We start from the raw sequence: 24,184 nt of genomic DNA, 5'->3' as shown, positions 1-24,184 counted from the left end.
CGGGCGTTGTTGAGAAGCACGTCGAAATGCTCATGTACTGCAGTACATTCCGCTTTCTCCGCGCTTCTCGCCTAGCCCGGCCTGCGCGCTCGACGCTCAGCCCTTCATGCACCCCCTGTAGGGGCGAATTCATTCGCCCGTTCTTGTGGGACCTGCTCCCGGGCTGAAGCCCGGGCTACGGGCTCCTCTCCACTGGCTTTGCTTCACCACTGCTGCACCCCACCCCCAGGAGAACCCGAAATGCGAACCACCCTGCGTAGTTTCAGCTTCATCCTGCTCTGCACAGCCGCCGGTCTCGCCCAGGCCGCCAGCGACGCCAAGTCCGTCGTCGAGGGCTACATGGCCGCCTGGAACGCTCACGACGCCGACAAGGCCGCCACCTTCCTCGCCGATGACGCGGTGTACTTCGACGCCACCGTCGGCACGCCGCAGAACGGCAAGGCAGCGGCCCGCGACAACGTCATCAAGGTGTTCATCGGCGCCGTGCCGGACCTGACCTGGAAGATGACCAGCGCGCCCATCGTCGGGCCCGACGGCATCGCCTTCCAGTGGGAATTCGCCGGCACCAACAGCGGCGCCTGGAGCGCCGAGACCCCGGCCACCGGCAAACCCCTGAAGTTCGAAGGGGTCAGCTTCGTCCGTATCAAGGACGGCAAGATCGTCTACCAGGGCGACTACTACGACGCCCTCGGCTTCAATAAGCAATTGGGCTGGTAAGCCCACGGGGGCCCGGCAACGATCCGGGCACCCGCACCCACAACAAACGCCTTGCAGGTACACCATGAGCATCACCCGCCGCGACTTCCTCAACGGCGCCGCCCTGACCGTCGGCCTCGGCCTCACCCCGCTGCAGCTGCTGCGCGCAGCCCCCTCCGGGCGCTACTACCCCCCTGCCCTCACCGGCCTGCGCGGCAGCCACCCCGGCTCCTTCGACGTGGCGCACCAGATGGGCTGGGAGAAGAAGGTGTTCGACACCGACGGCCTGCCCATCGAAGAGCAGTACGACCTGGTGGTGGTCGGCGGCGGCATCAGCGGCCTCTCGGCGGCCTGGTTCTACCGGCAGCAGAACCCCGACGCACGCATCCTCATCGTCGAGAACCACGACGACTTCGGCGGCCACGCCAAGCGCAACGAATTCCAGGCCGGCGGCCGGATGATCCTCGGCTACGGCGGCAGCGAAGCCTTCCAGTCGCCCAAGCACCTCTACAGCAGCCAGGTGAACGGCCTGCTCAAGCAGCTGGGGGTGGACATCGACCGTTTCGAGACCGCCTTCGACCGCGACTTCTACCCCGGCCTCGGGCTGTCCCGCGGGGTGTTCTTCGACAAGGCCGGCTTCGGTGAAGACAAGCTGGTGACCGGCGACCCGACGCCGATGGTGGCCGACGACATCGCCCCGGAAAAACTCAACGCCCGCAGCTGGCGCGCCTTCATCAACGACTTCCCGCTGCCCGAGGCCGACCGCGAGGCCCTCATCGCCCTGCACGAAGCGCCCCGTGACTACCTGGCCGGCAAGAGCCGCGAGGAGAAGGAAGCCCACCTGGCCAAGACCAGCTACCAGGACTTCCTGCGCAAGGACGTCGGCCTGAGCGAAGCCGCCACCCGCTACTTCCTCAGCCGCACCAACGACTTCTCCGCCCTCAGCATCGACGCCGTCGCCGCAGCGGATGCCTACGCCGTGGGCTTCCCCGGCTTCGCCGCGATGGACCTCTCGCCCATCAGCGAGGAAGCCAAGGCCGAGATGGAAGAGCCGTACATCTACCACTTCCCCGACGGCAACGCCTCGGTGGCGCGCCTGCTGGTGCGCAGCCTGATCCCGGGCGTGGCCGCCGGCAAGGGCATGGACGACATCGTCCTCGCCGACTTCGACTACGCCCGCCTCGACCTGCCCTCCAACGCCGTGCGCCTGCGCCTGAACAGCACCGCCGTCAGCGTGCGCAACCGCGCCGGCGCCGTGGACGTGGGCTACAGCCGGGGCGGCCAGCTGCACCGCGTGCGCGCCCGGCACTGCGTGCTGGCCTGCTACAACATGATGATTCCCTACCTGCTCCGCGACCTGCCCGCCCCGCAGGCCCACGCCTTGGCGCAGAACGTCAAGTTCCCGCTGGTGTACACCAAGGTGGTGATCCGCAACTGGCACAGCTTCGCCAAGCTCGGCGTCCACGAGATCTACGCCCCCAGCCAGCCCTACAGCCGCGTCAAGCTCGACTATCCGGTGGACATCGGCGGCTACCGCCACCCCCGCGACCCGGCCCAGCCCATCGGCCTGCACATGGTCTACGTGCCCACCAGCCCCGGCATGGGCATGGACGCCCGCACCCAGGCCCGCGTCGGCCGCGGCAAGCTCTACGCCATGAGCTTCGAGCAGATGGAAGCGATGATCCGCGAGCAGCTCCAGGCCATGCTCGGCCCGGCCGGTTTCGACCACGAGAAGGACATCCTCGCCATCACCGTCAACCGCTGGTCCCACGGCTACGCCTACTTCTCCAACAGCCTGTTCGACGACGAAGACGAGAGCGAGAAGCTGATGAACCTCGCCCGCCGCAAGCTGGGCAACGTCACCATCGCCAACTCCGACGCAGCCTGGAGCGCCTACGCCCACGCCGCCATTGACGAAGCCTGGCGCGCGGTGCGCGAGCTGGGCTGAGCGAACGCAGCCGGGTGATGGTGCTGGCGCCATCACCCGGCCATGCGCCCGGCCCCGGCAGATTCGGCGGCCCCCACCCTCACCAGGCGCGTCTATATTTTCCGTATCCCCGGCGACAGCCCTGCGCCGGGGCTCCGGAGTGCCGATCCCGCATGCCCGATACCCACGACCGCCCTGCCCGCCCACGCACCGGCCGGATGAAGCGTGACATCGTCCTGATCCTGCTGTTCGCCCTGGTCAGCCTCGCCCTGCTGGTCCACTTCGATGTGGGCGACCTCCTGCAACGGGCGGCCGTGCGTCACGAGCACTGGGAACTGGACGAGATCCTGCTGATGCTCAGCCTGGTGGGGTGGTGCGGCTTCATCTTCGGCGTGCGCCGGCTGATGGAAATGCGCTGGGAGGCCCAGGCCCGGCGCAGCGCGGAACTCAAGGTCACCCGCCTGGCCGAACACGACATGCTCACCGGCCTGCCCAACCGCCGGGGGCTGCGCAGCCACCTGGAACCCTGCCTGGGGGTTTCTGACTCGCCGTTCTACTTCGTGCTGGTGGACCTGGACGGCTTCCGCCTGGTCAACGACCTGCACAGCCACGAGGCCGGCGACCACCTGTTGCAGGTGCTGGCCCGCCGGCTGGCCACGGCGCTGCCCGAGGGCGACCTGATCGGCCGCAGCGGTGCCGACGAATTCACCCTGGTGCTGCATTCCCAGAAGAGCCACACCGCCGCCAGCGCCCTGCTGGAGGCCCTGCTGGAGCTGATCCGCCAGCCGGTACAGCATGAGGACGCACGTATCGAAGTCAGCGCCACCCTCGGCGTCGCCCGTTACCCGGACGATGGTCGGCGACTGGACGACCTCATGGCCCGCGCCGCCTTCTGCGTGCAGTCAGGCAAGCGCGAGGGGCGCAACATGGTGGTGTTCTACGAGCCCGGCAACGACACCGAGCTGGAGCAGCAGACGCGCCTGGTGAAGCTGCTCGACGAAGGCATGAAGGCCGGCTACCTGCGGGTGGACTACCAACCCATCGTCGCCCTGGAAAGCGGCGAGATCCTCGGCTTCGAGGCCCTCGCCCGGCTCGACCACCCCGAGGCCGGCAGCCTGGGGCCGGCGCAGTTCATCCCCGCAGCCGAGCGCCTCGGCTACATCACCCGCATCACCCGCGAACTGCTCCAGCGCGCCTGCGAGGAAGCCCGCCAGTGGCCCACCGGCGTGTTCCTCTCGTTCAACCTCAGCGCCATCGACCTGGCCGACGAAAGCCTGCCGTTCCACGTCTCGCGCATCCTCAACAAGGTAGGTTTCCCGCCCAGGCGGCTGGAGCTGGAGGTGACCGAGACCGCCGTGATCGACCACGTCGAGCGGGCCAACGCCAACATCCAGGCGCTGCAGGCCATGGGCATCCGCGTGTCGCTGGACGACTTCGGCACCGGCTACTCGTCCCTCGCCCACATCAGCCGCTACAACTTCGACAAGCTCAAGATCGACCGCCAGTTCGTCGCCGCACTGGACAACGGCAGCAAGGACGAAAGCATCCTGCGGGCCATGCTCGGCCTCAGCCAGGAACTCGGCATTCCCACCGTTGCCGAAGGCATCGAGACGCAGCGGCAGCTGGAATGGCTGCAGAGCGTCGGCTGCCGGCAAGGCCAGGGGTATTACTTCAGCCCGCCGGTGTCCACCGCCCAGGCCACCGCCATGGTGGCCCGTGGGCCCTGCCTGCTGGGGCCGGTCCCGCGGCCTTCCGCCCGTCCCCACTCCACGGAGTCCTGATCATGCACACCCCGAACCACCGCCCGCTGCTGCTCGCCTGCGCCCTGTTGCTGGCAGGCGCGAGCGCCTCCGCCCTGGCGTCGCCCGGCAATGGCAATGGCAACGGCAAGGGCAACAACGGTCATGGCAACGGCAATGGGCACGGCGGCCACGGCAATGCGGCGACCCAGTCGGCGGGGCCGAGCATCGACCTCGGCGGCATCCGCATCGTCCTGCAGGACAACCGTGACTACTGGAGCCCCGGCGCCTCGCTGCCCCCGGGCATCCGCAAGAACCTCGCGCGGGGCAAGCCGCTACCGCCCGGCATCGCCCGCAAGCTGGACGGCCGCCTGCTGCAGCGGCTGCCGTCCTACCCCGGCTACGACTGGGTGCAGGCCGGGACCGACCTGCTGCTGGTGGCCGTGGCCACCGGGCTCATCCAGGACGTCCTGCACGACGTGCTGGACTGAACCGCCTCAGCAGGCCGCCAGCCGGGCGAAGCCCTCGGCCAGGTCGGCCTTGAGGTCGTCCATGTCCTCCAGGCCGATCTGCAGGCGCAGGCAGAAGCCCGGCTCCGTCCAGGCCGTGGCGGTGCGGTAGCTGCGGCAGTCGAAGGGGATCACCAGGCTCTCGTAGCCGCCCCAGGAGAAGCCCATGCTGAACACCCTCAGGTGGTCCAGCATGGCCGCCAGGCCCTCGCGGCTGTAGCGGTCCTCCAGGACGATGGAGAACAGCCCCGAAGCCCCCGTGAAGTCACGCTTCCAGTGCGCATGCCCGGGGCAGTCCTCGAAGGCCGGGTGCAGCACGCGCTTCACCTCCGGCCGGGCCTTGAGCCAGTGGGCCATTTCCAGGCCCCGGCGCTGGGCCTCTTCCAGCCGCAGCTTCAGCGTGCGCAGGCCGCGCAGCGCCAGCACGCAATCCTCGGCCCCCGGCAGCATGGACAGGCTGTCGTAGGTGGCACGCAGGGCCGGCCAGCATTCGGCGTTGGCCGTCACCAGGCCCAGCAGCAGGTCCGAATGCCCGCCCAGGTACTTGGTGCCCGCCTCCACCGTCAGGTCGATGCCCAGGTCATGGGCCCGCAGGAACAGCGGTGTCGCCCAGGTGTTGTCGAGGAGGGTGCGCACCCCGCGCCGCCGCGCCACCTCCACCAGGGCCGGCAGGTCCGGCACTTCGAAGGTCTGCGAGCCCGGCGCTTCGAGGAACAGCGTGGTGGTCTCGGGGCGCATCAGCGCCTCGATGCCGGCGCCGATCATCGGGTCGTAGTAGGTGGTGGTGACGCCGTAGCGGGCCAGCATGTGGTTGCAGAAATGCCGGGTCGGCCGGTAGACGCTGTCCGGCACCAGGATGTGGTCACCCGCGCGGGTGGTGCTGAACAGCGCCAGGGACACCGCGCCCAGGCCCGAGGGCGAGAGCACCGTGCCGGCGGCGCCGGCCAGTTGGGTCCAGGCATCTTCCAGGTTGGCGATGGTGGGCGTGCCGGCGGTGCCGTAGGAGAAGCGCGCGCGGCGCTGCTCGATGTCGTCGAGGGTCTTGTAGATGACCGTGGAGCCCCGGTACAGCGGGCCGTTGACGAAGCCGTACTGCTCGGAAGGGTCGCGCCCGAGCATGGACAGCTGGGTGCCGATGCCGAAGGAAGGGATGTCGTCTCTGTTCATGTGCCTGCAGCCTGTCGGGGCCCGGCTCACGTGGCCGGGCAAAGGCCGCGATGCTAACCGATTGACCATGTCCCAGCACCGTCCTGCGGGGTCAGGCTGATTACCGAGCCCTGCTTATGTCGCCTGTTTCGCCTTGCCTGGCGAGTTTCTTTTTTCAGTCGCCAAAAAAGAAACCAAAAAGGCTCGCCCCTGCATCCGGCCCGGCTGCGCCGGGTTCCCTCCCTCCATCGTCGCTCCAGGGGCCCGCGCTGACGGGCCATCCCTGGCCCGACAGCGCTCTCGCGACATCCATGTCGCTCAACCCCTTACACGACGATTCCGTTCGGCCTCCTGAAGGGGCAGCTTCCCCGCATCACTTTCCTTCGCCAGGCACAAGTCCAATGTACGCAAGAACCCCTCCTGTTCCTTTCATGCAGGCAAGCGCTTGTATGGCTTTTCAAAGGCACACCAGAAAATGAATGCATATCTGGCCTAGCGGCGAAAGACAGATCTCAGCCCCGTGAACCACCCGGTTCGCCCCGTCGTTCGACGGTGACGGCGTTGCGCTCCATGAGCAGGCTGCCCGGTGCGGGTTCGTCGCGACGGGCCAGGCTGCCCGAGCCTTCCGGGCGGGTGCCGGGGCGTACGGCGCGTTCACAGGTGGTTCCGAACCGGTAGGCATCCGCTGCGGCGATCGGGCGTTCCATGGGTGTTCCCTCGGGTGGCGATGGAGCTTGGAAGCCCCGTGGCGCTGTGCGTTCGCACCAGCCGCCGAACGGTCGCCAGACGCAGCGAGCCCCACCGGAGTGGGGCTCGTTGGCAAGGGTTACCAGTGCGGGCCTCCCCAGCGATGGGGCGGGCCGTAGTAGCGGGGGCCGTAGTAGCGCGGCGGCGGGGCGTACACCGGCACGCTCTGGTAATACACCGGTTGTGCCGGGTAGACGTAGACCGGCGGCGGTGGCGGCGGCGCCACGTAGACGGGGGCCGGCTGCACATACACCGGAGCGGGTTGTTCCACATAGACCGGCGCCGGACGGGACGCGACGATGGCTCCGCCGACCACGGCCCCCACGACGGCTCCGACGATCGCCGGGCCGGCATCATGCCCATGGGCGGACGCCTGGCCGGCCAGTGCGGCGGCTCCCACCAACAGGGCCACCTGGGGCAAACGACGAAACATGGTTTTCCTCCTGCCCGGCGGGACAGGTGCCGGGATGCCTGTTCAGACCGCAACGGCACAAAACGGATCGCAGCGCCCGGGTAAAGGTTGTGTAAGGACGACGAACGGCCAGGGCGATTCACCCGAACCCCCTCCCCCTCACCGGGTCACTAACAGGGAATCCCCAAGCGTTGGCCGACGCGTCGCTGCCTCGCCGAGCGCCCCGGCCATCGAAAACCCGCCGTTCCAGGAGTGCCTCATGCCCGAAGCCTGGCTATCCCACCTGCCCTGGCCCGAGTTGCGCCTGCTGCTCACTGTCCTCGCGGTCTTCCTCGTCCTGTCGCTGGTGTCCCGCGCCGTCCTGCGGGTGTTCGAGCGCCTGACCCGCCCCGTGCTGTTCCTGCGCGAGCTGCTGCAGCGGGTGCGCCGCCCGCTGTACCTGCTGCTGCCGCTGCTGGGGGTGCAGACGGTGCTCAGCTCCGCGCCGGACGACCTGCTGTTCATCGAGCCGCTGCGCCGCCTCACCTCCCTGGTGCTGATCGGCACCTTCACCTGGCTCGGCCTGCGCGCGGTGGATGCGGTGCAGCAGGTGATCCTGCTGCGCAACCCGGTGGACATCGCCGACAACCTGCAAGCCCGCCGCATCCAGACCCAGACCCGCGTGCTGGTGCGCACCCTGAGCTTCTTCGTGGTGCTGTTCGGCGTGGCCTGCATGCTGATGACCTTCCCCACCGCCCGGCAGCTGGGCACCAGCCTGCTGGCCTCGGCCGGGGTGGCCGGGCTGGCGGTGGGTTTCGCCGCCAAGCCGGTGCTGGGCAACCTCATCGCCGGCCTGCAGATCGCCCTGACCCAGCCGATCCGCCTGGACGACGTGGTGATCGTCCAGGGCGAATGGGGGCGCATCGAGGAGATCACCGGCACCTATGTCGTGGTGCGCATCTGGGACGACCGCCGCCTGGTGGTGCCGCTGCAGTGGTTCATCGAGAACCCCTTCCAGAACTGGACCCGGGTCGGCGCGTCGATCACCGGCGCGGTGATCATCTGGGTCGACTACGCCCTGCCCCTGGAACCCCTGCGGCGCGAGCTGGACCGCCTCTGCGGCGAGCAGCCCAAGCTCTGGGACGGCCGCGTCAGCGTGCTGCAGGTGGTGGACGCCACCGACCGCGCCATGCAGCTGCGGGTGCTGGTCAGCTCCGCCGACTCCTCGCGCAACTGGGACCTGCGCTGCTACCTGCGGGAGAACCTCATCAGCTTCGTCAACCGCAACTACCCCGACAGCCTGCCGCGCATGCGGGCCGAACTGCGCTCGCTGCAGCCGCCCCAGGCCCCGGCAGTTGGCGACGGCCCCATCGCCGGGCCCGAGCGTCAGCCGCCGGTCTGATCCACCGGCTGGCGCACCGCCCAGGCCTGGTGCAGGCGCTCGTAGTAATAGGGCAGCTGCAGCAGGCCATGGCGGGCCGCCTGCTCGCGCACCGTGTTGCGCTCCCCGTCGAAATGGCGCTGCTCGCTCACCACCCAGGGCTCGCCGTCCAGGTACATGGCACAGGCGAAGCACACCACCCCATCCGCCTCGCCGGCCCCTTCGGCCAGCCCGGTGTTGGCCAGGGCCACACCGGCACGGTCGGCGGCCTCCAGCGCCCCCAGGGCCATTTCCCGGGCGACTTCCTCGCTGGTCAGGCCGAAGCGCTCCATGGTGTCCGGTGACACCCCCAGGCAGCGCTGCTTGGCCTCGGGGGAGTACACCACGTAGCCCGCGTCCAGCACCTGCCCGCACCCGGGCACGTCCGCGAGGATCGACGTCATCAGCCCCGCCGTGCAGGACTCCGCGGTCACCAGGGTCAACTGGTACCGCTCCAGGAAGCTCACCACCTGCTCGACATGCTGCATGGCCCTTTCCTCCGTTCGCTGTTGCTAGCTATGAAGGCCGGCCCCGGGGCCGAGTTCCCCCCGCAGCGCCACCGTCCGGCGGAGGCCGCCGGGAAATAAAGTCGAAACTATCCCGCCGGGCCTCCGGTCTCGATTCATGTGGGGAGCGGACGTCTGCGTCGGGACCTTCAACTCATCTTCCAAGCGGCCGGCGGCCCGGACCGCCAGCAGTGATAGATGGCTTGCGCCCCGGTGCTCCGCCGCCCCGTTCAGGGATATTCGAAAGCGGAGGATGGTATGGGAAATGCGGTAGTGAGCCTTCAACTCGAAGGCCTGGGGTCCACCCTCGCCAGTCGGCCCCAGTTGCACGTGGAAAGCCTTGGAACCAATAGCCAGAAAAAACGAATCCTCTTCGTCACCTCGGAGTTCGCCGACCTGGTCAAGGTCGGTGGCCTGGGGGACGTTTCCGCTGCCCTGCCCCGAGCCCTCGCCTCCCGCCACGACATCCGCGTGCTGATCCCCGGCTACCGCTCGGTGCTGCACAGCGGCCACCCGATCCGGGTGATCGGCCGCCTGCCGGGGCACGCCGCCCTGCCGCCCTGCCGCGTCGGGCGCATGGACCTGCCGGACGGGCTGATCGTCTACGTGCTGATCTGCCCCGAGCTGTACGAGCGCGAAGGCACCCCCTATGGCGACGCCCATGGCCGCGACTGGGCCGACAACCACATCCGCTTCGCCCGCCTGGGCCTGGCCGCCGCCGACCTCGCCGGCGGCCAGGCCGGCCTCAGCTGGGTGCCCGAGCTGGTGCACGCCAACGACTGGCCCAGCGGCCTGGCGCCGGCCTACCTGGCCTGGCGCGGCCAGGCCACCCCCAGCGTGTTCACCATCCACAACCTGGCCTACCAGGGTCTCTGCGACCCCCACAGCGCCCCCGAGCTGGGCCTGCCGGAGCAGGCCTTCCGCCCCGAGAGCATGGAGTTCTACGGCAAGCTGTCGTTCCTCAAGGCCGGCATCGCCCACGCCCGGCACACCACCACGGTGAGCGACAACTACGCCCGCGAGATCACCACCGAGGCCTTCGGCTGCGGCCTGGAAGGCATGCTACGCCAGCGCGTCGCCGAAGGCCGCCTGAGCGGCATCACCAACGGCATCGACGAAAGCTGGGACCCGCGCAGCGACACCCACCTGGTGGAAGGCTTCGCCCCCCGCGCCTGGCAGGGCAAGCAGGCCAACCGCCGCTACGTGGAGCAGCTCTACGGCCTGGACAGCGAACCCGCCCCGCTGTTCGCCGTGGTCTCGCGCCTGGTGCAGCAGAAAGGCATCGACCTGACCCTGGAGATCGCCGACCGCATCGTCGCCCAGGGCGGCCGCCTGGCGGTGATCGGCCGTGGCGAGCCCGAACTGGAGCTGGCCATGGAGGCCCTGGCGCAGCGCCATGCCGGGCGCATCGGCGTGCGTGTCGGCTTCAACGAGACCGACGCCCGCCGCCTGTTCGCCGCCAGCGATTTCCTGCTCATGCCGTCGCGCTTCGAACCCTGCGGCCTGAGCCAGATGTACGCCCAGCGCTTCGGCTCCCTGCCCATCGCCCGCTGCACCGGCGGCCTGGCGGACACCATCGAGGACGGCGTCACCGGCTTCCTGTTCCGCGAGCCCGATGCCGCCAGCTACTGGGACGCCGTGCAGCGCGCGCTGAACGTCTACCGCCACCCCGAACTGCTGGACGCCATGCGCTGCCAGGCCATGGCCGCGCCGCTGTTCTGGCGCGAGTCGGTGCTGCCCTACGACCAGCTGTACCAGCGGCTGATCGGCCAGCGCGTCACCCTCGCCAGCGGAGGGGCGCGCTGATGTACCCGGTCACCCGCAGCCACGGCGCCTGGCTCCAGGACGACGGCAGCACCCGCTTCGCCCTCTGGGCACCGGACGCCCGCCAGGTGGAGCTGCGCCTCGCCTCGGGCGAGACCCACCCCATGGCACCCCACGCCGACGGCTGGTACAGCGTGCAGCTGCCGGTGGGGGCCGGCACCGCCTACCGCTTCCGCATCGACGGCGAACTGGAGGTGCCCGACCCGGCCTCGCGCCGCCAGCTGGACGACGTGCATGGCGACAGCGAAGTGCAGGACCCGTCCCGCTATGCCTGGCGCTGCACCGAGTGGAACGGGCGCCCCTGGCACGAAGCGGTGATCTACGAACTGCACGTCGGCCTGCTCGGCGGCTTCAGCCAGGTCACCGCCCTGCTGCCCGGCCTCGCCGAACTGGGGGTGACCGCCATCGAGCTGATGCCCCTGGCCGAATTCCCCGGCGCGCGCAACTGGGGCTACGACGGCGTGCTGCCGTTCGCCCCGGAATCCTCCTACGGCACGCCCGACGAGCTGCGCGCCCTGGTGGACCGCGCCCACGAGCTGGGCCTGATGGTGCTGGTGGACGTGGTCTACAACCACTTCGGCCCGGACGGCAACTACCTCGGCCGCTACGCCGGCGCCTTCTTCCGCGACGACCGCCACACCCCCTGGGGGCCGGCCATCGACTTCCGCCGCGTGCAGGTGCGCGACTTCTTCTGCGAGAACGCGCTGATGTGGCTGCTGGACTACCGCATGGACGGCCTGCGCCTGGATGCGGTGCACGCCATCCCCGACCGCGACTTCCTCGTCGAGCTGGCCGACCGCGTGCGCCGCGCCACCGCCGGGCGCCACGTGCACCTGGTGCTGGAGAACGAAGACAACGCCGCCAGCCTGCTGGAACAGGGCTTCGACGCCCAGTGGAACGACGACGGCCACAACGTGCTGCACGTACTGCTCACCGGCGAGGACGAGGGCTACTACGCCGACTTCGCCCGCGAACCCACCAGCCACCTGGCCCGCTGCCTGGGCGAGGGCTTCGTCTACCAGGGCGAGACCAGCCCGCGCGGCGCCCAGCGCGGCGAACCCAGCGCGCACCTGCCGCCCACCGCCTTCGTGCTGTTCCTGCAGAACCACGACCAGGTGGGCAACCGCGCCCTGGGCGAGCGCCTGGCCAGCCTGGCGGAACCCGCCGCGCTGCGGGCCAGCGTCGCCCTGCTGCTGCTCAGCCCCATGGTGCCGCTGCTGTTCATGGGCGAGGAATGGGGCTCCGAGCAGCCCTTCCTGTACTTCACCTCCCACAACGAAGCCCTCGGCCAGGCCGTGCGCGAAGGCCGCCGCGCCGAGTTCGCCGCCTTCAGCGCGTTCACCCGGCCCGAGCAGCGCGACGCCATCCCCGACCCCAACGATTTCTCCACCTTCAGCCGCTCCATGCCCGACAGCGCCGCCGCCACCGAAACCGATGCCGAGGCCTGGCGCCGGCTCTACCAGCGCCTGCTGCAGGTGCGCCATGCCCACCTGGTGCCGCGCCTGCCAGGCAGCCAGGCCATCGGCGCGCGGGTGCTGGAGGACAAGGCCGTCTCCGCCGGCTGGCGGCTGGGCGACGGCAGCCACCTGCGCATCGACCTGAACCTCTCGGCGGTCACCGTGCGCACCCCGCTGCCCCACCCCGAGGCTCGCACCCTGCACGCCGACGGCATCGACGACGCCGACTACCGCCAGGGCGTGCTGCCGCCCCACAGCGTGGTGGTCACCCTGGAGGACCCGCGATGAGCGACGCCCAGCTGGAAGCCCTGGCCACGGCGGCGGGGTTCAGCGTCCACTGGACCGACGCCGACGGGCGTCCGCAACAGGTCGCTCCCGACAGCCTGCGCGCGCTGCTGGAGGCCCTCGGCTACCCGGCCCAGAGCGAGCAGCAGATCGCCGGCAGCCTGGCCCACCTGCAGGCCCGGCATGAGGCCGCCACCCTGCCCCGGCTGCTGACCCTGGACCAGGGCCAGCCCCTGGCGCTCGACGCCCATGCCCGGCCCGGCGCCGCCTTCCGCGTCCAGCTGGAAGACGGCGGCGTGGTGGATGGCCACCTGGACGACCAGGCGCGCCTGCCCGCCCTCACCGCCTGGGGCTACCACCAGCTGCACCTGGGCGACCAGGCGGTGACCCTCGCCGTCGCCCCGCCGGCCTGCCCCAGCGTCGCCCAGCTCAGCGACCACCGCCGCCGCCACATCTGGGGCCTGGCGGCCCAGCTGTACGGCCTGCGCCGCCCCGGCGACGGCGGCCTGGGCGACACCCAGGCGCTGGAAGAGCTGGTGCGCAGCGCCGCCGCCCAGGGCGCCGACGCCATCGCCCTGAGCCCGGTGCACGCCATGTTCAGCGCCGACCTGCAGCGCTACAGCCCCTATTCGCCCTCCAGCCGCCTGCTGTTCAACGTGCTGCACGCCGCGCCGGCCAGCATCCTCGGCGACCGCGCCTGGCGCGAGGCGGTCCTCGCCACCGGCCTCGGCCCCGAGCTGCAGCGCCTGGAGTCCCTCCCGCTGGTGGACTGGCCGGCCGCCTCCGCCGCCCGCCTGCAGCTGCTGCGCCAGCTCTACCAGGGTTTCGCCGCCGGGGAGAACCTGCACAGCGTCGACTTCGACAGCTTCTGCCAGCACGCCGGCGACGCCTTGTTGCAGCACTGCCGCTTCGAAGCCCTGCACGGCTTCATGAGCCGCAGCGGCCTGCCCACCGACTGGCGCACCTGGCCGGAGCCCTACCGCGACCCCGCCAGCCCGGCGGTGCTGCGCTTCGCCGAAGAGCATGCCGACGAGGTGCGCTTCCACGCCTTCGCCCAGTGGCTGGTGGCGCGCGGGCTGGACCGCGCCCAGAGTGCCGCGCGCGGTGCCGGCATGGCCGTCGGGCTGATCGCCGACCTGGCCGTGGGCGCCGACGGTGCCGGCAGCCAGGCCTGGGCGCGCCAGGCCGAACTGCTGCCGTCGCTGACGGTGGGCGCCCCGCCGGACATCCTCAACCGCAGCGGCCAGGCCTGGGGCATCTCCGCCTTCTCCCCCGACGGCCTGCGCCAACAGGGCTTCCGCGCCTTCATCGAGATGCTGCGGGCCAACCTCGCCCACGCCGGCGGCCTGCGCATCGACCACGTGATGGGCCTGCAGCGCCTCTGGGTCCTACCGGAAGGCGCCGATCCCCGGCATGGCGCCTACCTCAACTACCCCCGCGAAGACCTGCTGCGCCTGCTCTGCCTGGAAGCCACCCGCCACCGCGCGCTGATCGTCGGTGAAGACCTCGGCACCGTGCCCGAGGGGCTGCGCGAAGCCCTCGGCCGGCGGCTGATCCTCGGCATGCGCGTGCTGCTGTTCGAACAGGCCGACGGCCGCTTCACGCCGCCCGACGCCTGGCCGGCGGATGCCCTGGCCACCACCACGACCCACGATCTGCCGACCCTGCGCGGCTGGCTCGCCGGGCGCGACATCCACTGGCGCGAGGCCGCCGGCCAGACTCGGCCCGAGCAGGCCGAGGCCGACCGTGAGCACCGCCAGCGGGAACGCCAGGCCCTGGAAAGCGCCCTGCACGCCAGCGGCCAGCGCCACGGCCAGGCCCCCGAAGACGACCTCGATGCAGCCATCGCCTTCATCGGCAGGACCCCCGCGCCCCTGGTGCTGCTGCCCCTGGAGGACGCCGTCGGCAGCGAGGAGCAACCCAACCTCCCCGGCCCCGGCGACCTGCACCCCAACTGGCGCCGGCGCTGGCCGGAAGCCGCCGCCAGCCTGCTCGAACGCCCCGAGGTGAGCGCCCGCCTGCAGCGCCTCGACCACACCCGCCGGCAACAGGAACACCCCCATGACTGAACTGCGTGCCACGCTGCGCCTGCAACTGCACGCCGGCTTCACCCTCGACGACGCCCGCGCCCAGGTGCCCTACTTCGCCCGCCTCGGCGTGAGCCACCTGTACCTGTCGCCCGTGCTCCAGGCCCGGGCCGGTTCCACCCACGGCTACGACGTGGTCGACCCCACCCGGGTCAACCCCGAGCTGGGCGGCGATCCGGCCCTGGAGCGCCTGGTGGCCGCCCTGCGCGAGCACCACATGGGGCTCATCCTCGACCTGGTGCCCAACCACATGGCCGTGGGCGGCGGCGACAACCCCTGGTGGCTGGACGTGCTCGAATGGGGCCGCGCCAGCCCCTACGCGCAGTTCTTCGACATCCAGTGGCAATCCCACGACCCGCTGCTGCGCGGGCAGCTGCTGATCCCCTTCCTGCGCAGCGACTACGCGGAGGTCCTCGCCGCCGGCGAGGTGCGCCTGCATTACGACGGCAGCAGCGGCGCGCTCTACGCCCAGCATTTCGACCACCGCTTCCCGCTCTGGCCGGCCACCTACGGCGAGGTGCTGCGGCGCGCCGACGACCCGGCATTGCAGGCCCTGGCCGCCAGCTTCGACACCCTCGAAGGCTCTGCCGACGCCTGGCAGCGCGCCCGTGAGCTGCGCCAGGCCCTGGGCCGCGCTGCGCCGACCGGCGAGGCACTGGCGAACGCCCTGGCGGCGTTCCGGGGCGACGACCCGGTGGGCTTCGAACGCCTGCACGCCCTGCTGGAGCGCCAGCACTACCGCCTGGCCAGCTGGCGCACCGCCGCCGACGACATCAACTGGCGGCGCTTCTTCGACATCAACGAGCTGGGCGGCCTGCGGGTGGAACGCCCGGAGGTGTTCGAAGCGGTGCATGCCAAGGTCTTCGAACTGATCCAGCGCGGCCTGGTGGACGGGCTGCGCCTGGACCACGTCGACGGCCTGGCCGACCCGCGCGGCTACTGCCGACGCCTGCGCCGCCGGGTGCAGCGGCTGGCGGCACAACGCCCGGCAGGTCTGGCGGAGCAGCCCTTCCCCATTTACGTGGAGAAGATCCTCGGCCCCGACGAGGTGCTGCCCGGCGACTGGCATGTGGACGGCACCACCGGCTACGAATTCATGAACCAGGTGTCGCTGCTGCAGCACTCGCCCCTCGGCGAATTGCAGCTGTGCGGCCTGTGGAGCGAGACCAGCGGGCGTTCACCGCGCTTCCTCGACGAGGTCCGCGAGGCCCGCGAACTGATCCTCGGCAGCAACCTCGCCGGCGACCTGGAGAACCTCGCCCAGGCCCTGCTGCAGGTGGCGCGCAGCGACCTGGCGACCCGCGACCTGACCCTCGGCGGCATCCGCCGGGCGCTGCACGCGCTGATCGGCCAGTTCAGCGTCTACCGCACCTACGTCAACGCCTGCGGCCGCTCCACCCAGGACCAGCGACTGTTCCGCCAGGCCTTCGACGCGGCCTGCGCCGAACTGGGCGACGCCGACCGCCCGCTGCTCGACCACCTGGAGCGCTGGCTCGGCGGCGAACCGCTGCGGGCCGTGCCCCTGACCCAGCGCCGGCTGCGCCGGCAGGTGGTGGCGCGCTTCCAGCAGCTCACCGCTCCGGCGGCGGCCAAGGCCGTGGAGGACACCGCCTGCTACCGCTCGGCGGTGCTGCTCTCGCGCAACGACGTGGGCTTCGACCCGCAACGCTTCAGCGCCCCGCTGGAGGCCTTCCACGCGGCCTGCCAGGCCCGCGCGCAGAGCTTCCCGGACAACCTGCTGACCACCGCCACCCATGACCACAAGCGCGGCGATGACAGCCGCGCGCGCCTGGCGGTGCTCAGCGAGCGCGCTGCCTGGTTCGCCGAGTGCTGCGAACAGTGGCGGCGCCTGGCCGCGCCCCTGCGCGAAGCCACCGGCCCGCTGGCCATCAGCCCCGGCGACGAGCTGGTGCTCTACCAGTGCCTGCTGGGCAGTTGGCCGCTGGACCTGGCAGCCGACGACCACGCCGGCCTCGCCGCCTACCGCGAGCGCCTGCTGCGCTGGCAGGAAAAGGCCCTGCGCGAAGCCAAGCTGCAGACCAGCTGGAGCGCCCCCAACGGCGACTACGAGGGCGCCTGCCGCGCCTTCCTCGACAGCCTGCTGGGCAGCGATGCCGCCGCCCAGCTGCGTCGCGGCATTGCCGACGCGGCCATGGCCATCGCCCCCGGCGGCGCCCTCAACGGGCTGGTGCAATGCCTGCTGCGCATGACCACGCCAGGGGTGCCGGACCTCTACCAGGGCACCGAATTCTGGGACTTCAGCCTGGTGGACCCGGACAACCGCCGGCCGGTGGACTACGCCGCGCGCATCGACGCCCTGGGCACCCTGCGCGACCAGGCCGACCTGCTGCTGGGCTGGCGCGACGGGCGCATCAAGCAGTGGCTGGTCGGCAGCGTGCTGTCGGTGCGCTACGCCCGCGCCGGGCTGTTCGCCCGAGGCGACTACCAGCCCCTCCCGGTGCACGGCGAACACGCCGAGCGGGTGATCGCCTTCGCCCGCCAGCGCGACGGCGAATACCTGGTGGTGATCGCCCCGCGCCTGGTGGATGCCTTGCTGGAAGGCACCAAGGTGCCCCAGGTGCCGCCCCTGCGCTGGGGCGATACCCGCGTGGAACTGCCCTTCGACCCGGCAACCGGCGCCCTCGCCGGTGTGTTCAGCCGCGAGCCGCCCCAGGTGGGCCCCGAAGGCCTGGCCCTGTCCCGGGCGCTCGCCGACTTCCCCGTCAACCTGCTGTGTTTCCGCCCCCATGCCACAGGAGCCATGCCATGAACACCGACGATCAGCGCGTCCGCGAACTCGCCTACCAGATCTGGGAATCCGAGGGCCGTCCCCACGGCCAGGACGCTCGCCACTGGGAGATGGCACGCAAGCTGGCCCAGCGCGAGAAGCCCCGCGACACCCCGCCGGAACCCACCTCGCGGCCGGCCAGCAAGCCCCGGGCGGTGGACACCTCCTCCGGCCCGGTCACCCCCACGCGCCGCCCTCGGGCGGCCAAGCCCGCCGCCAGCGAGGCCGAGGAAAAGCCCGCCCTGCTGAAGAAACCCCGCGCCCCACGCCCCCCCAAGACACCCAAAGCCTGACCCCAGGCCGTACAGGAGCCACCACATGAGCAGGCAACGCTCACGGATCACAGAAGGCCACCCCTTTCCACTCGGCGCCACCTGGGACGGCCTGGGCGTGAATTTCGCGCTGTTCTCCGCCCACGCCACCAAGGTCGAGCTGTGCCTCTTCGACAGCAAGGGTGAGCGGGAACTGGAGCGCATCGAACTGCCCGAGTACACCGACGAGATCTGGCACGGCTACCTGCCCGACGCCCACCCGGGGCTGATCTATGGCTACCGCGTGCACGGCCCCTACGAACCCGACGCCGGCCACCGCTTCAACCCCAACAAGCTGCTGGTGGACCCTTACGCCCGTCAGCTGGTGGGGCGGCTGCGCTGGTCGGAGTCGCTGTTCGGCTACACCATTGGCCACCCGGACGCCGACCTCTCCTTCGACGAGCGCGACAGCGCGCCCTTCGTGCCCAAGTCCAAGGTGCTGGACCCGGCCTTCACCTGGCCCGAGCAGAAGCCGGTGCGGGTGCCCTGGGACTCCACGGTGATCTACGAGACCCACCTGCGCGGCATCAGCATGCGCCACCCCTCGGTGCCGGAGCACCTGCGCGGCACCTTCGCCGGGCTGATGAACGCCGACCTGCTGCAGCACGTGCGCTCCCTGGGCGTGAGCAGCATCGAGCTGCTGCCCATCCATGCCTTCGTCAACGACCAGCACCTGCTGGAAAAGGGCATGAACAACTACTGGGGCTACAACACACTGGCCTTCTTCGCGCCGCACCCGGCGTACCTCGCCAGCGGCCACGTCAACGAATTCAAGGAGCTGGTGGCGCACCTGCACGACGCCGGGCTGGAGCTGATCCTCGACGTGGTCTACAACCACACCGCCGAGGGCAACGAGCTGGGCCCGACCCTGTCCATGCGCGGCATCGACAACGCCACCTACTACCGCCTCATGCCCGATGAGCGGCGCTACTACATCAACGATTCCGGCACCGGCAACACCCTCGACCTGAGCCACCCCTGCGTGCTGCAGATGGTCACCGACTCCCTGCGCTACTGGGCCACGGAGATGCGCGTGGACGGCTTCCGCTTCGACCTCGCCACCATCCTCGGCCGCCACCCCCACGGCTTCGACGAGCGCCACGGCTTCCTCGTCGCCTGCCGCCAGGACCCGGTGCTGAGCAAGGTCAAGCTCATCGCCGAACCCTGGGACTGCGGCCCCGGCGGCTACCAGGTGGGCGGCTTCCCGCCGGGCTGGGTGGAATGGAACGACCGCTTCCGCGACACCGTGCGCGCCTTCTGGCGTGGCGACCCCGGCCAGGTGGCGCACCTGGCCCGGCGGCTCACCGCCTCCGGCGACCTGTTCAACCAGCGCGGCCGGCGGCCCTTCGCCTCGGTCAACTTCATCACCGCCCACGACGGTTTCACCCTGCGCGACGTGGTCAGCTACGACCACAAGCACAACGAGGCCAACGACGAGGACAACCGCGACGGCAGCGACAACAACCTGTCCTGGAACCACGGTACCGAAGGCCCCACGGACGACCCGGAGATCCGCGAGCTGCGCCTGCGCCAGATGCGCAACCTGATGGCCACGCTGCTGTTCTCCCAGGGCACGCCGATGCTGGTGGCCGGCGACGAGTTCGGCCGCACCCAGCACGGCAACAACAACGCCTACTGCCAGGACAACGAGATCGGCTGGGTGGACTGGGAGATGGACGACGAAGGCCGGGGCCTGCTGGATTTCACCCGGCGCCTGATCAGCCTGCGCCGCGCCTACCCGATCCTCCGCCGGGGGCGCTTCCTGGTGGGCGACTACAACGAGGAGCTGGGGGTGCGCGACGTCACCTGGCTCGCCCCCGACGGCGAGGAGATGACCCCCGAGCAATGGGACGACGGCCATACCCGCAGCCTGGGCGTGCTGCTGGACGGCCGCGCGCAGCCCACCGGCATCCGCCGCAGCGGTGCAGACGCCACGCTGCTGATCCTGCTCAACGCGCACCACGAGGGCGTGGCCTTCCAGCTTCCGGAAGTGGCCCAGGGCGTGGCCTGGGTGTGCCTGGCGGACACCGCCCGCCCGGATGAGCGGGGCCTGGCCCGGCACGAGTTCGGCGAGGAATTCGTGGTGACCGGCCGCGCCCTGGTGCTGTTCGAGCTGCGCAAGGAGGCCGACTGATGGCGGGCGGCTTCTTCCTTGACCGCCTGCGCCTTGCACTGGAACCCCTGCCGGTGGACGACACCGCCGCCCTCGGGCAGGCGCTGCGGGAGCTGGTGGCCGCCGGGCTGGACTGCCTGCCGCAACCCGGTGACGGCGCCACCCTGGACCGCTGGCGCGCCCTGGCCCGCGTCGCCGCGCGGGACCTGGGGCTGTGCAAGCTCTACGAGGGGCACACCGATGCCCTGGCCATCCTCCACGAACTGGGGGCGGACGCACCGCCGCCGGACAGCACCTGGGGCACCTGGGCCGCCGAACCGCCGGACGCCCGGGTCCACCTCAACGGCCGCACCACGTCCCAGGACGTGCGCCTGGATGGCCGCAAGGCCTGGTGTTCCGGCGCGCGGGTGCTCAGCCATGCGCTGCTCACCGCCTGGGCCGAGGACGGCAGCCAGCAACTGGTGGCCGTGGCCCTGGACCAGCCGGGCGTGGCCTTCGAGGATGGGGTCTGGCACGCCTGCGGCATGGGTACCACCGGCAGCCACAGCGTGCTGTTCGACCAGGCCCGGGGGCACTGCGTCGGCCCGGCGGACGGCTACCTGCACCGGCCGGGCTTCTGGCACGGCGGCGCCGGCATCGCCGCCTGCTGGTTCGGCGCCACCCAGGCGCTGGCCGAAGCCCTGCGCCGACGCTGCGCCGAGCAGGGCGAACCCCATGCCCTCGCCCACCTGGGTGCGGTGGACGCGCAGCTGTATGCCGCCGGCTGCGCCCTGGCCGATGCGGCGGAATGGATCGACGCCCACCCCCTGGAGGACGCCGAGCACATCGCCCGGCGCCTGCGTGCGGTGGTCGAGGCAGCCGCCGAAGCCACCCTGCTGCATGTCGGCCACGCCCTGGGCGCAGCGCCATATTGCCTGGACCCGCTCCTGTCGAGGCTGCTCGCCGACCTGCCGGTATACCTGCGCCAGAGCCACGCCGAACGGGACCTGGCGGCATTGGGCCAACTGGCCGCCCAGGCGCCGGCCGCAGGCTGGCTGCCATGAGGGCCGACCCCGCCTGGGGCTTCGGCACGCCGCTGGCGGCCTGGCAGGCCTCGTCGCACCTGGCGCAGGTGCCCACCCTCGACGCAGCGGAAATGGTGCGCCCCGGGCAGCGCGCGGTGATCGTCGCGCCCCATCCGGATGACGAGGTGCTCGGCTGCGGCGGGCTGATTCAGCAGCTGGCGCAGCTGGGGCGCGCGTGCCAGGTGATCGCCGTGACCGATGGCGAGGCCAGTCACCCCGGCTCCCGTGCCTGGCCGCCCAACCACCTGGCCCGGATACGCCCGGAGGAAAGCCGCGAGGCACTGCAGCGCCTGGTGCCGGACCGGGCCATTCCCTGCTGGCGGGCCGGCCTGCCGGACGGCGGGATCGCTGCCGGTGAGCAGGCGCTGGCCGACTGGCTCGGCCAGCGCCTGCGGGCAGACGACGTGGTGTTCACCACCTGGCGCGGGGACGGCCATCCGGACCACGAGGCCTGTGGCCGGGCCACCCTGGCCGCTGCCCAGGCGGTGGGCTGCCACGTCTGCGAGTACCCGGTGTGGGCCTGGCACTGGGCCACGCCGGACGACCCGCGCCTGCCCTGGGAGCGGGCCCGTCGGCTGCCCCTCGATCCCTCTCAACGGGCGCGCAAGCAGCGGGCGGTGGCGGCCTTCGCCAGCCAGCTGGACGCCTCGCCGGACGGCCACGGACCGATCCTCGACGACGCGGCCCTGGCGCGCCTGCTGCAACCCTTCGAACTGGTGTTCATATGAGCGTGGGTGATGCCTATTTCGAGGCGCTGTACCGGCGCAGCGCCGACCCCTGGGCCTTCCGCCGCCGCTGGTACGAGCGACGCAAGCGCAACCTGGTGCTGGCGGCGCTGCCGCGCGGCTTTTACGAGCGGGTCTTCGAGCCCGGCTGCGGCAACGGCGAGCTGAGCCTGCGCCTGGCCGACCGCTGCCACGAGCTGCTGGCCTGCGACACCTCGGAACGGGCCGTGGAGCTGGCCCGGCGGCGGGTGGCGCGCAAGCCCAACGTGCGCTTCGTGCAGGCGCGCCTGCCCCAGCAATGGCCACGGGGGCGCTTCGACCTGATCCTGTTCAGCGAGCTGGGCTACTACCTGGACCCCACGGACCTGCAGCGGCTGGTGAAGCAGGCGCGCGCGTCGCTGACCGAGCAGGGCACGCTGCTGGCCTGCCACTGGCGCCCCGCCATCGAGGGCTGCCCGCTGACCGGCGACGACGTCCACGGCTACCTGCGAGGCGCGCTGGACATGCCCCGGCTGCTCTATCACGAGGAGCCCGACCTGCTGCTGGAGGTGTGGAGCCGCGACGCCACCACAGTGGCCCAGCGCGAAGGCCTGCGCGAGGGGCCGGCATGATCGGCGTGGTGATCCCCGTGCATGACGAAGAAACCCACCTGGGTGCCTGCCTCGACTCCGTACTCCGCGCAGCCACGCATCCAGGGCTGGGCGGCGAGCCGGTGCGCGTGCTGGTGGTGCTGGACAGCTGCAGCGACGGCAGCGCCGCCATCGCTCATGCCTACGGGGTGGAGACGCGGGCGCTGCAGGCGCGCAACGTGGGCCGTGCGCGAGGCGAAGGGGCGAGGACGCTGCTGGAAGCCGGCGCCCGCTGGATCGCCTGCACCGACGCCGACAGCGTGGTGGATGCCAACTGGCTGGTGGACCAGCTCGAAATGGGAGCGGAACTGGTCTGCGGCACCGTGCAGGTCACCGACTGGGACGACCTGCCGGAGCACGTCCGGGACCGCTATGAGCAGCACTACTGCGACGCGGACGACCACCGCCACGTGCACGGCGCCAACCTCGGCTTCTGCGCCCGCGCCTACCTGCGCGCCGGGGGCTTTGCGCCCCTGCCGGCCCATGAGGACGTGCACCTGGTGCAGGCCTTCGCCCGGATCGGCGCGCGCATCGCCTGGAGCGCACGGCCCCGGGTATACACCAGTGCCCGGCTGCTGGGGCGCGCGCCGGAGGGCTTCGCCGGCTACCTGAGGGCGCTGCTGGCCTCCTCCTGAAGCGCCACCGGCGAACCCTCCACGGCCACGCAGCTGCGGTTGCGGCCCAGGCGCTTGGCCTCGTAGAGCAGCTCGTCGGAGCGGCGGTACATCAGCGCCTCGCTGACCGGCAGGTGGAACAGGCAGGCACCGACGCTCACGGTCAGCACCGGGGCGGCTGCCGATCGCGCATGGGGGACTTCCAGGGCCCGCACCTGCTGGACGATCCGCAGCGCCACCGTTTCCAGATGGGCCTCTTCCACGTCGTAGAGCACCAAGGTGAACTCCTCGCCACCCAGCCGCGCGGCGATGTCCAGCGGGCGGCGGGCGAAGGCCTCCAGCACCCCGGCCACCGCGCACAGGGCGGCGTCTCCGGCCTGGTGGCCGTAGTAGTCGTTGTACTGCTTGAAGTAGTCGAGATCGATGATCAGCTGGGCCAGGCTCGCGCCCTCCCGCGCGGCCAGGCCCAGCGCGGTCTGCACGTGCTGGTCGAAGGCGCGGCGGTTGTGCAGGCCGGTCAGCGGGTCATGGCTGGACTGCCACTTGAGCAGCTCGCGCAGAAGGAACTGCTCGCGCTTGACCTGATCACGGATGTACCCGCCCATGGCACAAGCAAGGATCGACAGCAGGAACACCAGCGATACCGAACCGTACTGCTCGGGTGAGTCTGCGGCGTACACCGGGTAGCCCGCCAGCAGCCAGAGAGCGAACAGCGCCAGGGCCACCAGCAGGCTGCGGCGGAAGCTGATGCCCAGGGGGAAGAAGGCCGCCACGCCGAGCAAGGCGAAGATGCCGTCGGAGAAGTACAGGCCCTTGATGCGGTAGATGAAGATCGAGGCCATGCCACCGGCCAGCACCAATAGCAGCACCCACGAGGCGAAGCGCACCGAGTAGGCCTCGATGCCGCGCAGCAGCATCTGCAGCACCAGGCCGGTGAGCAGCAGCAGGATGCCGACCCGCACCCCCGCCAGCAGTACCAGCCAGCCATCGAGGCCGGCCTGCAGGTCGAAGTGCAGCAGGTCCAGCCCCATGAACAGCGCCCACACCAGCAGCACCACCACGGCCGAGGCCTTCTGGAACGGCAGGAAATCCCGCGTCAGCGATTCGCGGTACTGCTGCTCCAGGCGGGGAGGAAAGCGCGGACGCATGAAGGTCCGGCCCTGGTGTGCCTGGTACAGCTGCTCGTTGTCCGGATCGCGCATTCCC

Annotated in this window: 20 protein-coding genes; 15 read left to right on the top strand and 5 right to left on the bottom strand. The window is 70.9% G+C overall.

The window, feature by feature from the left end; translation table 11 throughout:
• Window positions 1–240 precede the first annotated feature (240 nt).
• From FBY21_RS04860 to FBY21_RS04845, 4 genes are all read left to right on the top strand, one after another.
• A complete protein-coding gene (locus FBY21_RS04860) occupies window positions 241–717 on the top strand; it encodes an ester cyclase (protein WP_074971708.1) in 477 nt (158 codons plus the stop codon).
• A gap of 64 nt (window positions 718–781) precedes the next feature.
• Complete coding sequence (locus tag FBY21_RS04855) at window positions 782–2,644, top strand: NAD(P)-binding protein (protein ID WP_142009081.1); 1,863 nt, start codon at window positions 782–784, stop codon at window positions 2,642–2,644.
• 152 nt (window positions 2,645–2,796) lie between these two features.
• Complete coding sequence (locus tag FBY21_RS04850) at window positions 2,797–4,404, top strand: bifunctional diguanylate cyclase/phosphodiesterase (protein WP_160158563.1); 1,608 nt, start codon at window positions 2,797–2,799, stop codon at window positions 4,402–4,404.
• Window positions 4,405–4,406: 2 nt separating this feature from the next.
• Complete coding sequence (locus tag FBY21_RS04845; protein WP_142009076.1) at window positions 4,407–4,853, top strand: anti-virulence regulator CigR family protein; 447 nt, start codon at window positions 4,407–4,409, stop codon at window positions 4,851–4,853.
• A 6-nt stretch (window positions 4,854–4,859) separates the two neighbouring features.
• Here FBY21_RS04845 and metC read toward each other — a convergent pair whose 3' ends face one another.
• The 3 genes from metC to FBY21_RS04830 form a co-directional block, all read right to left on the bottom strand.
• Complete coding sequence (gene metC / locus FBY21_RS04840) at window positions 4,860–6,038, bottom strand: cystathionine beta-lyase (protein ID WP_142009074.1); 1,179 nt, start codon at window positions 6,036–6,038, stop codon at window positions 4,860–4,862.
• Window positions 6,039–6,529: 491 nt separating this feature from the next.
• The gene (locus FBY21_RS04835; RefSeq protein ID WP_074971713.1) at window positions 6,530–6,724 is read right to left on the bottom strand and encodes a hypothetical protein; all 195 of its coding nucleotides are present in this window, start codon (window positions 6,722–6,724) and stop codon (window positions 6,530–6,532) included.
• A gap of 119 nt (window positions 6,725–6,843) precedes the next feature.
• On the bottom strand, window positions 6,844–7,197 hold the full coding sequence (locus FBY21_RS04830) for a hypothetical protein (protein WP_074971714.1): 354 nt from the start codon (window positions 7,195–7,197) through the stop codon (window positions 6,844–6,846).
• 238 nt (window positions 7,198–7,435) lie between these two features.
• Here FBY21_RS04830 and FBY21_RS04825 point away from each other — a divergent pair, with 238 nt between their 5' ends.
• Window positions 7,436–8,557 (top strand): mechanosensitive ion channel family protein, encoded by a 1,122-nt coding sequence (locus FBY21_RS04825; RefSeq protein ID WP_142009072.1) that lies wholly within the window; start codon window positions 7,436–7,438, stop codon window positions 8,555–8,557.
• Here the strand turns inward: FBY21_RS04825 and FBY21_RS04820 are convergent.
• A complete protein-coding gene (locus tag FBY21_RS04820; RefSeq protein ID WP_142009069.1) occupies window positions 8,542–9,063 on the bottom strand; it encodes a CinA family protein in 522 nt (173 codons plus the stop codon). The genes FBY21_RS04825 and FBY21_RS04820 overlap by 16 nt on opposite strands.
• A gap of 276 nt (window positions 9,064–9,339) precedes the next feature.
• On the opposite strand from FBY21_RS04820, the gene glgA reads away from it, so the two are divergent.
• The 10 genes from glgA to FBY21_RS04770 are packed head-to-tail and all read left to right on the top strand — an operon-like array spanning window position 9,340 to window position 22,999.
• Window positions 9,340–10,887: a glycogen synthase GlgA gene (glgA, locus tag FBY21_RS04815; RefSeq protein ID WP_074971717.1), complete on the top strand. Its 1,548-nt coding sequence runs from the start codon at window positions 9,340–9,342 to the stop codon at window positions 10,885–10,887.
• Complete coding sequence (gene treZ / locus FBY21_RS04810; RefSeq protein ID WP_142009067.1) at window positions 10,887–12,650, top strand: malto-oligosyltrehalose trehalohydrolase; 1,764 nt, start codon at window positions 10,887–10,889, stop codon at window positions 12,648–12,650. Before glgA ends, treZ begins: the two co-directional genes overlap by 1 nt.
• Window positions 12,647–14,716 carry a 4-alpha-glucanotransferase gene (malQ, locus tag FBY21_RS04805; protein WP_142009064.1) on the top strand — a complete coding sequence of 690 codons (2,070 nt, stop codon included), beginning with the start codon at window positions 12,647–12,649 and terminating at the stop codon, window positions 14,714–14,716. The genes treZ and malQ overlap by 4 nt, the downstream gene beginning before the upstream one ends.
• Window positions 14,709–17,504 (top strand): malto-oligosyltrehalose synthase, encoded by a 2,796-nt coding sequence (locus tag FBY21_RS04800; protein WP_142009061.1) that lies wholly within the window; start codon window positions 14,709–14,711, stop codon window positions 17,502–17,504. Before malQ ends, FBY21_RS04800 begins: the two co-directional genes overlap by 8 nt.
• A complete protein-coding gene (locus FBY21_RS04795) occupies window positions 17,501–17,815 on the top strand; it encodes a DUF2934 domain-containing protein (protein WP_142009059.1) in 315 nt (104 codons plus the stop codon). The genes FBY21_RS04800 and FBY21_RS04795 overlap by 4 nt, the downstream gene beginning before the upstream one ends.
• A gap of 25 nt (window positions 17,816–17,840) precedes the next feature.
• On the top strand, window positions 17,841–19,967 hold the full coding sequence (glgX, locus tag FBY21_RS04790) for a glycogen debranching protein GlgX (RefSeq protein WP_142009057.1): 2,127 nt from the start codon (window positions 17,841–17,843) through the stop codon (window positions 19,965–19,967).
• Entirely contained in the window at window positions 19,967–20,989 is a 1,023-nt protein-coding gene (locus FBY21_RS04785; protein ID WP_142009054.1) for an acyl-CoA dehydrogenase, read from the top strand. The genes glgX and FBY21_RS04785 overlap by 1 nt, the downstream gene beginning before the upstream one ends.
• Window positions 20,986–21,738, top strand: coding sequence for a PIG-L deacetylase family protein (locus FBY21_RS04780; protein WP_142009052.1), 753 nt, complete (start codon window positions 20,986–20,988; stop codon window positions 21,736–21,738). Before FBY21_RS04785 ends, FBY21_RS04780 begins: the two co-directional genes overlap by 4 nt.
• Window positions 21,735–22,346, top strand: a complete 612-nt coding sequence (locus FBY21_RS04775) for a class I SAM-dependent methyltransferase (protein ID WP_074971725.1) — start codon at window positions 21,735–21,737, stop codon at window positions 22,344–22,346. The genes FBY21_RS04780 and FBY21_RS04775 overlap by 4 nt, the downstream gene beginning before the upstream one ends.
• Window positions 22,343–22,999 (top strand): glycosyltransferase, encoded by a 657-nt coding sequence (locus FBY21_RS04770; RefSeq protein ID WP_142009050.1) that lies wholly within the window; start codon window positions 22,343–22,345, stop codon window positions 22,997–22,999. Before FBY21_RS04775 ends, FBY21_RS04770 begins: the two co-directional genes overlap by 4 nt.
• Here the strand turns inward: FBY21_RS04770 and FBY21_RS04765 are convergent.
• Window positions 22,969–24,180: a sensor domain-containing diguanylate cyclase gene (locus FBY21_RS04765; protein ID WP_142009048.1), complete on the bottom strand. Its 1,212-nt coding sequence runs from the start codon at window positions 24,178–24,180 to the stop codon at window positions 22,969–22,971. The genes FBY21_RS04770 and FBY21_RS04765 overlap by 31 nt on opposite strands.
• Between the last annotated feature and the right edge of the window lie 4 nt (window positions 24,181–24,184).

Source organism: Pseudomonas sp. SLBN-26 (genome assembly GCF_006715895.1).
In the GTDB taxonomy this organism is placed as follows: Bacteria; Pseudomonadota; Gammaproteobacteria; order Pseudomonadales; family Pseudomonadaceae; genus Metapseudomonas; species Metapseudomonas otitidis.
The sequence above is the reverse complement of the archived record's forward strand: the minus strand, read 5'-3'. Positions and strand labels throughout refer to the sequence as shown.

Bases quoted from the DNA above. Each gene is read 5' to 3' on its own strand.
- glgX (WP_142009057.1), top strand. From the start codon at position 17,841: ATGAGCAGGCAACGCTCACGGATCACAGAAGGCCACCCCTTTCCACTC.
- FBY21_RS04775 (WP_074971725.1), top strand. From the start codon at position 21,735: ATGAGCGTGGGTGATGCCTATTTCGAGGCGCTGTACCGGCGCAGCGCC.
- FBY21_RS04830 (WP_074971714.1), bottom strand. From the start codon at position 7,197: ATGTTTCGTCGTTTGCCCCAGGTGGCCCTGTTGGTGGGAGCCGCCGCA.
- malQ (WP_142009064.1), top strand. From the start codon at position 12,647: ATGAGCGACGCCCAGCTGGAAGCCCTGGCCACGGCGGCGGGGTTCAGC.
- FBY21_RS04770 (WP_142009050.1), top strand. From the start codon at position 22,343: ATGATCGGCGTGGTGATCCCCGTGCATGACGAAGAAACCCACCTGGGT.
- treZ (WP_142009067.1), top strand. From the start codon at position 10,887: ATGTACCCGGTCACCCGCAGCCACGGCGCCTGGCTCCAGGACGACGGC.
- FBY21_RS04795 (WP_142009059.1), top strand. From the start codon at position 17,501: ATGAACACCGACGATCAGCGCGTCCGCGAACTCGCCTACCAGATCTGG.
- FBY21_RS04860 (WP_074971708.1), top strand. From the start codon at position 241: ATGCGAACCACCCTGCGTAGTTTCAGCTTCATCCTGCTCTGCACAGCC.
- FBY21_RS04850 (WP_160158563.1), top strand. From the start codon at position 2,797: ATGCCCGATACCCACGACCGCCCTGCCCGCCCACGCACCGGCCGGATG.
- glgA (WP_074971717.1), top strand. From the start codon at position 9,340: ATGGGAAATGCGGTAGTGAGCCTTCAACTCGAAGGCCTGGGGTCCACC.
- FBY21_RS04785 (WP_142009054.1), top strand. From the start codon at position 19,967: ATGGCGGGCGGCTTCTTCCTTGACCGCCTGCGCCTTGCACTGGAACCC.
- FBY21_RS04765 (WP_142009048.1), bottom strand. From the start codon at position 24,180: ATGCGCGATCCGGACAACGAGCAGCTGTACCAGGCACACCAGGGCCGG.
- FBY21_RS04845 (WP_142009076.1), top strand. From the start codon at position 4,407: ATGCACACCCCGAACCACCGCCCGCTGCTGCTCGCCTGCGCCCTGTTG.
- FBY21_RS04825 (WP_142009072.1), top strand. From the start codon at position 7,436: ATGCCCGAAGCCTGGCTATCCCACCTGCCCTGGCCCGAGTTGCGCCTG.
- FBY21_RS04800 (WP_142009061.1), top strand. From the start codon at position 14,709: ATGACTGAACTGCGTGCCACGCTGCGCCTGCAACTGCACGCCGGCTTC.
- FBY21_RS04820 (WP_142009069.1), bottom strand. From the start codon at position 9,063: ATGCAGCATGTCGAGCAGGTGGTGAGCTTCCTGGAGCGGTACCAGTTG.
- metC (WP_142009074.1), bottom strand. From the start codon at position 6,038: ATGAACAGAGACGACATCCCTTCCTTCGGCATCGGCACCCAGCTGTCC.
- FBY21_RS04855 (WP_142009081.1), top strand. From the start codon at position 782: ATGAGCATCACCCGCCGCGACTTCCTCAACGGCGCCGCCCTGACCGTC.
- FBY21_RS04780 (WP_142009052.1), top strand. From the start codon at position 20,986: ATGAGGGCCGACCCCGCCTGGGGCTTCGGCACGCCGCTGGCGGCCTGG.
- FBY21_RS04835 (WP_074971713.1), bottom strand. From the start codon at position 6,724: ATGGAACGCCCGATCGCCGCAGCGGATGCCTACCGGTTCGGAACCACC.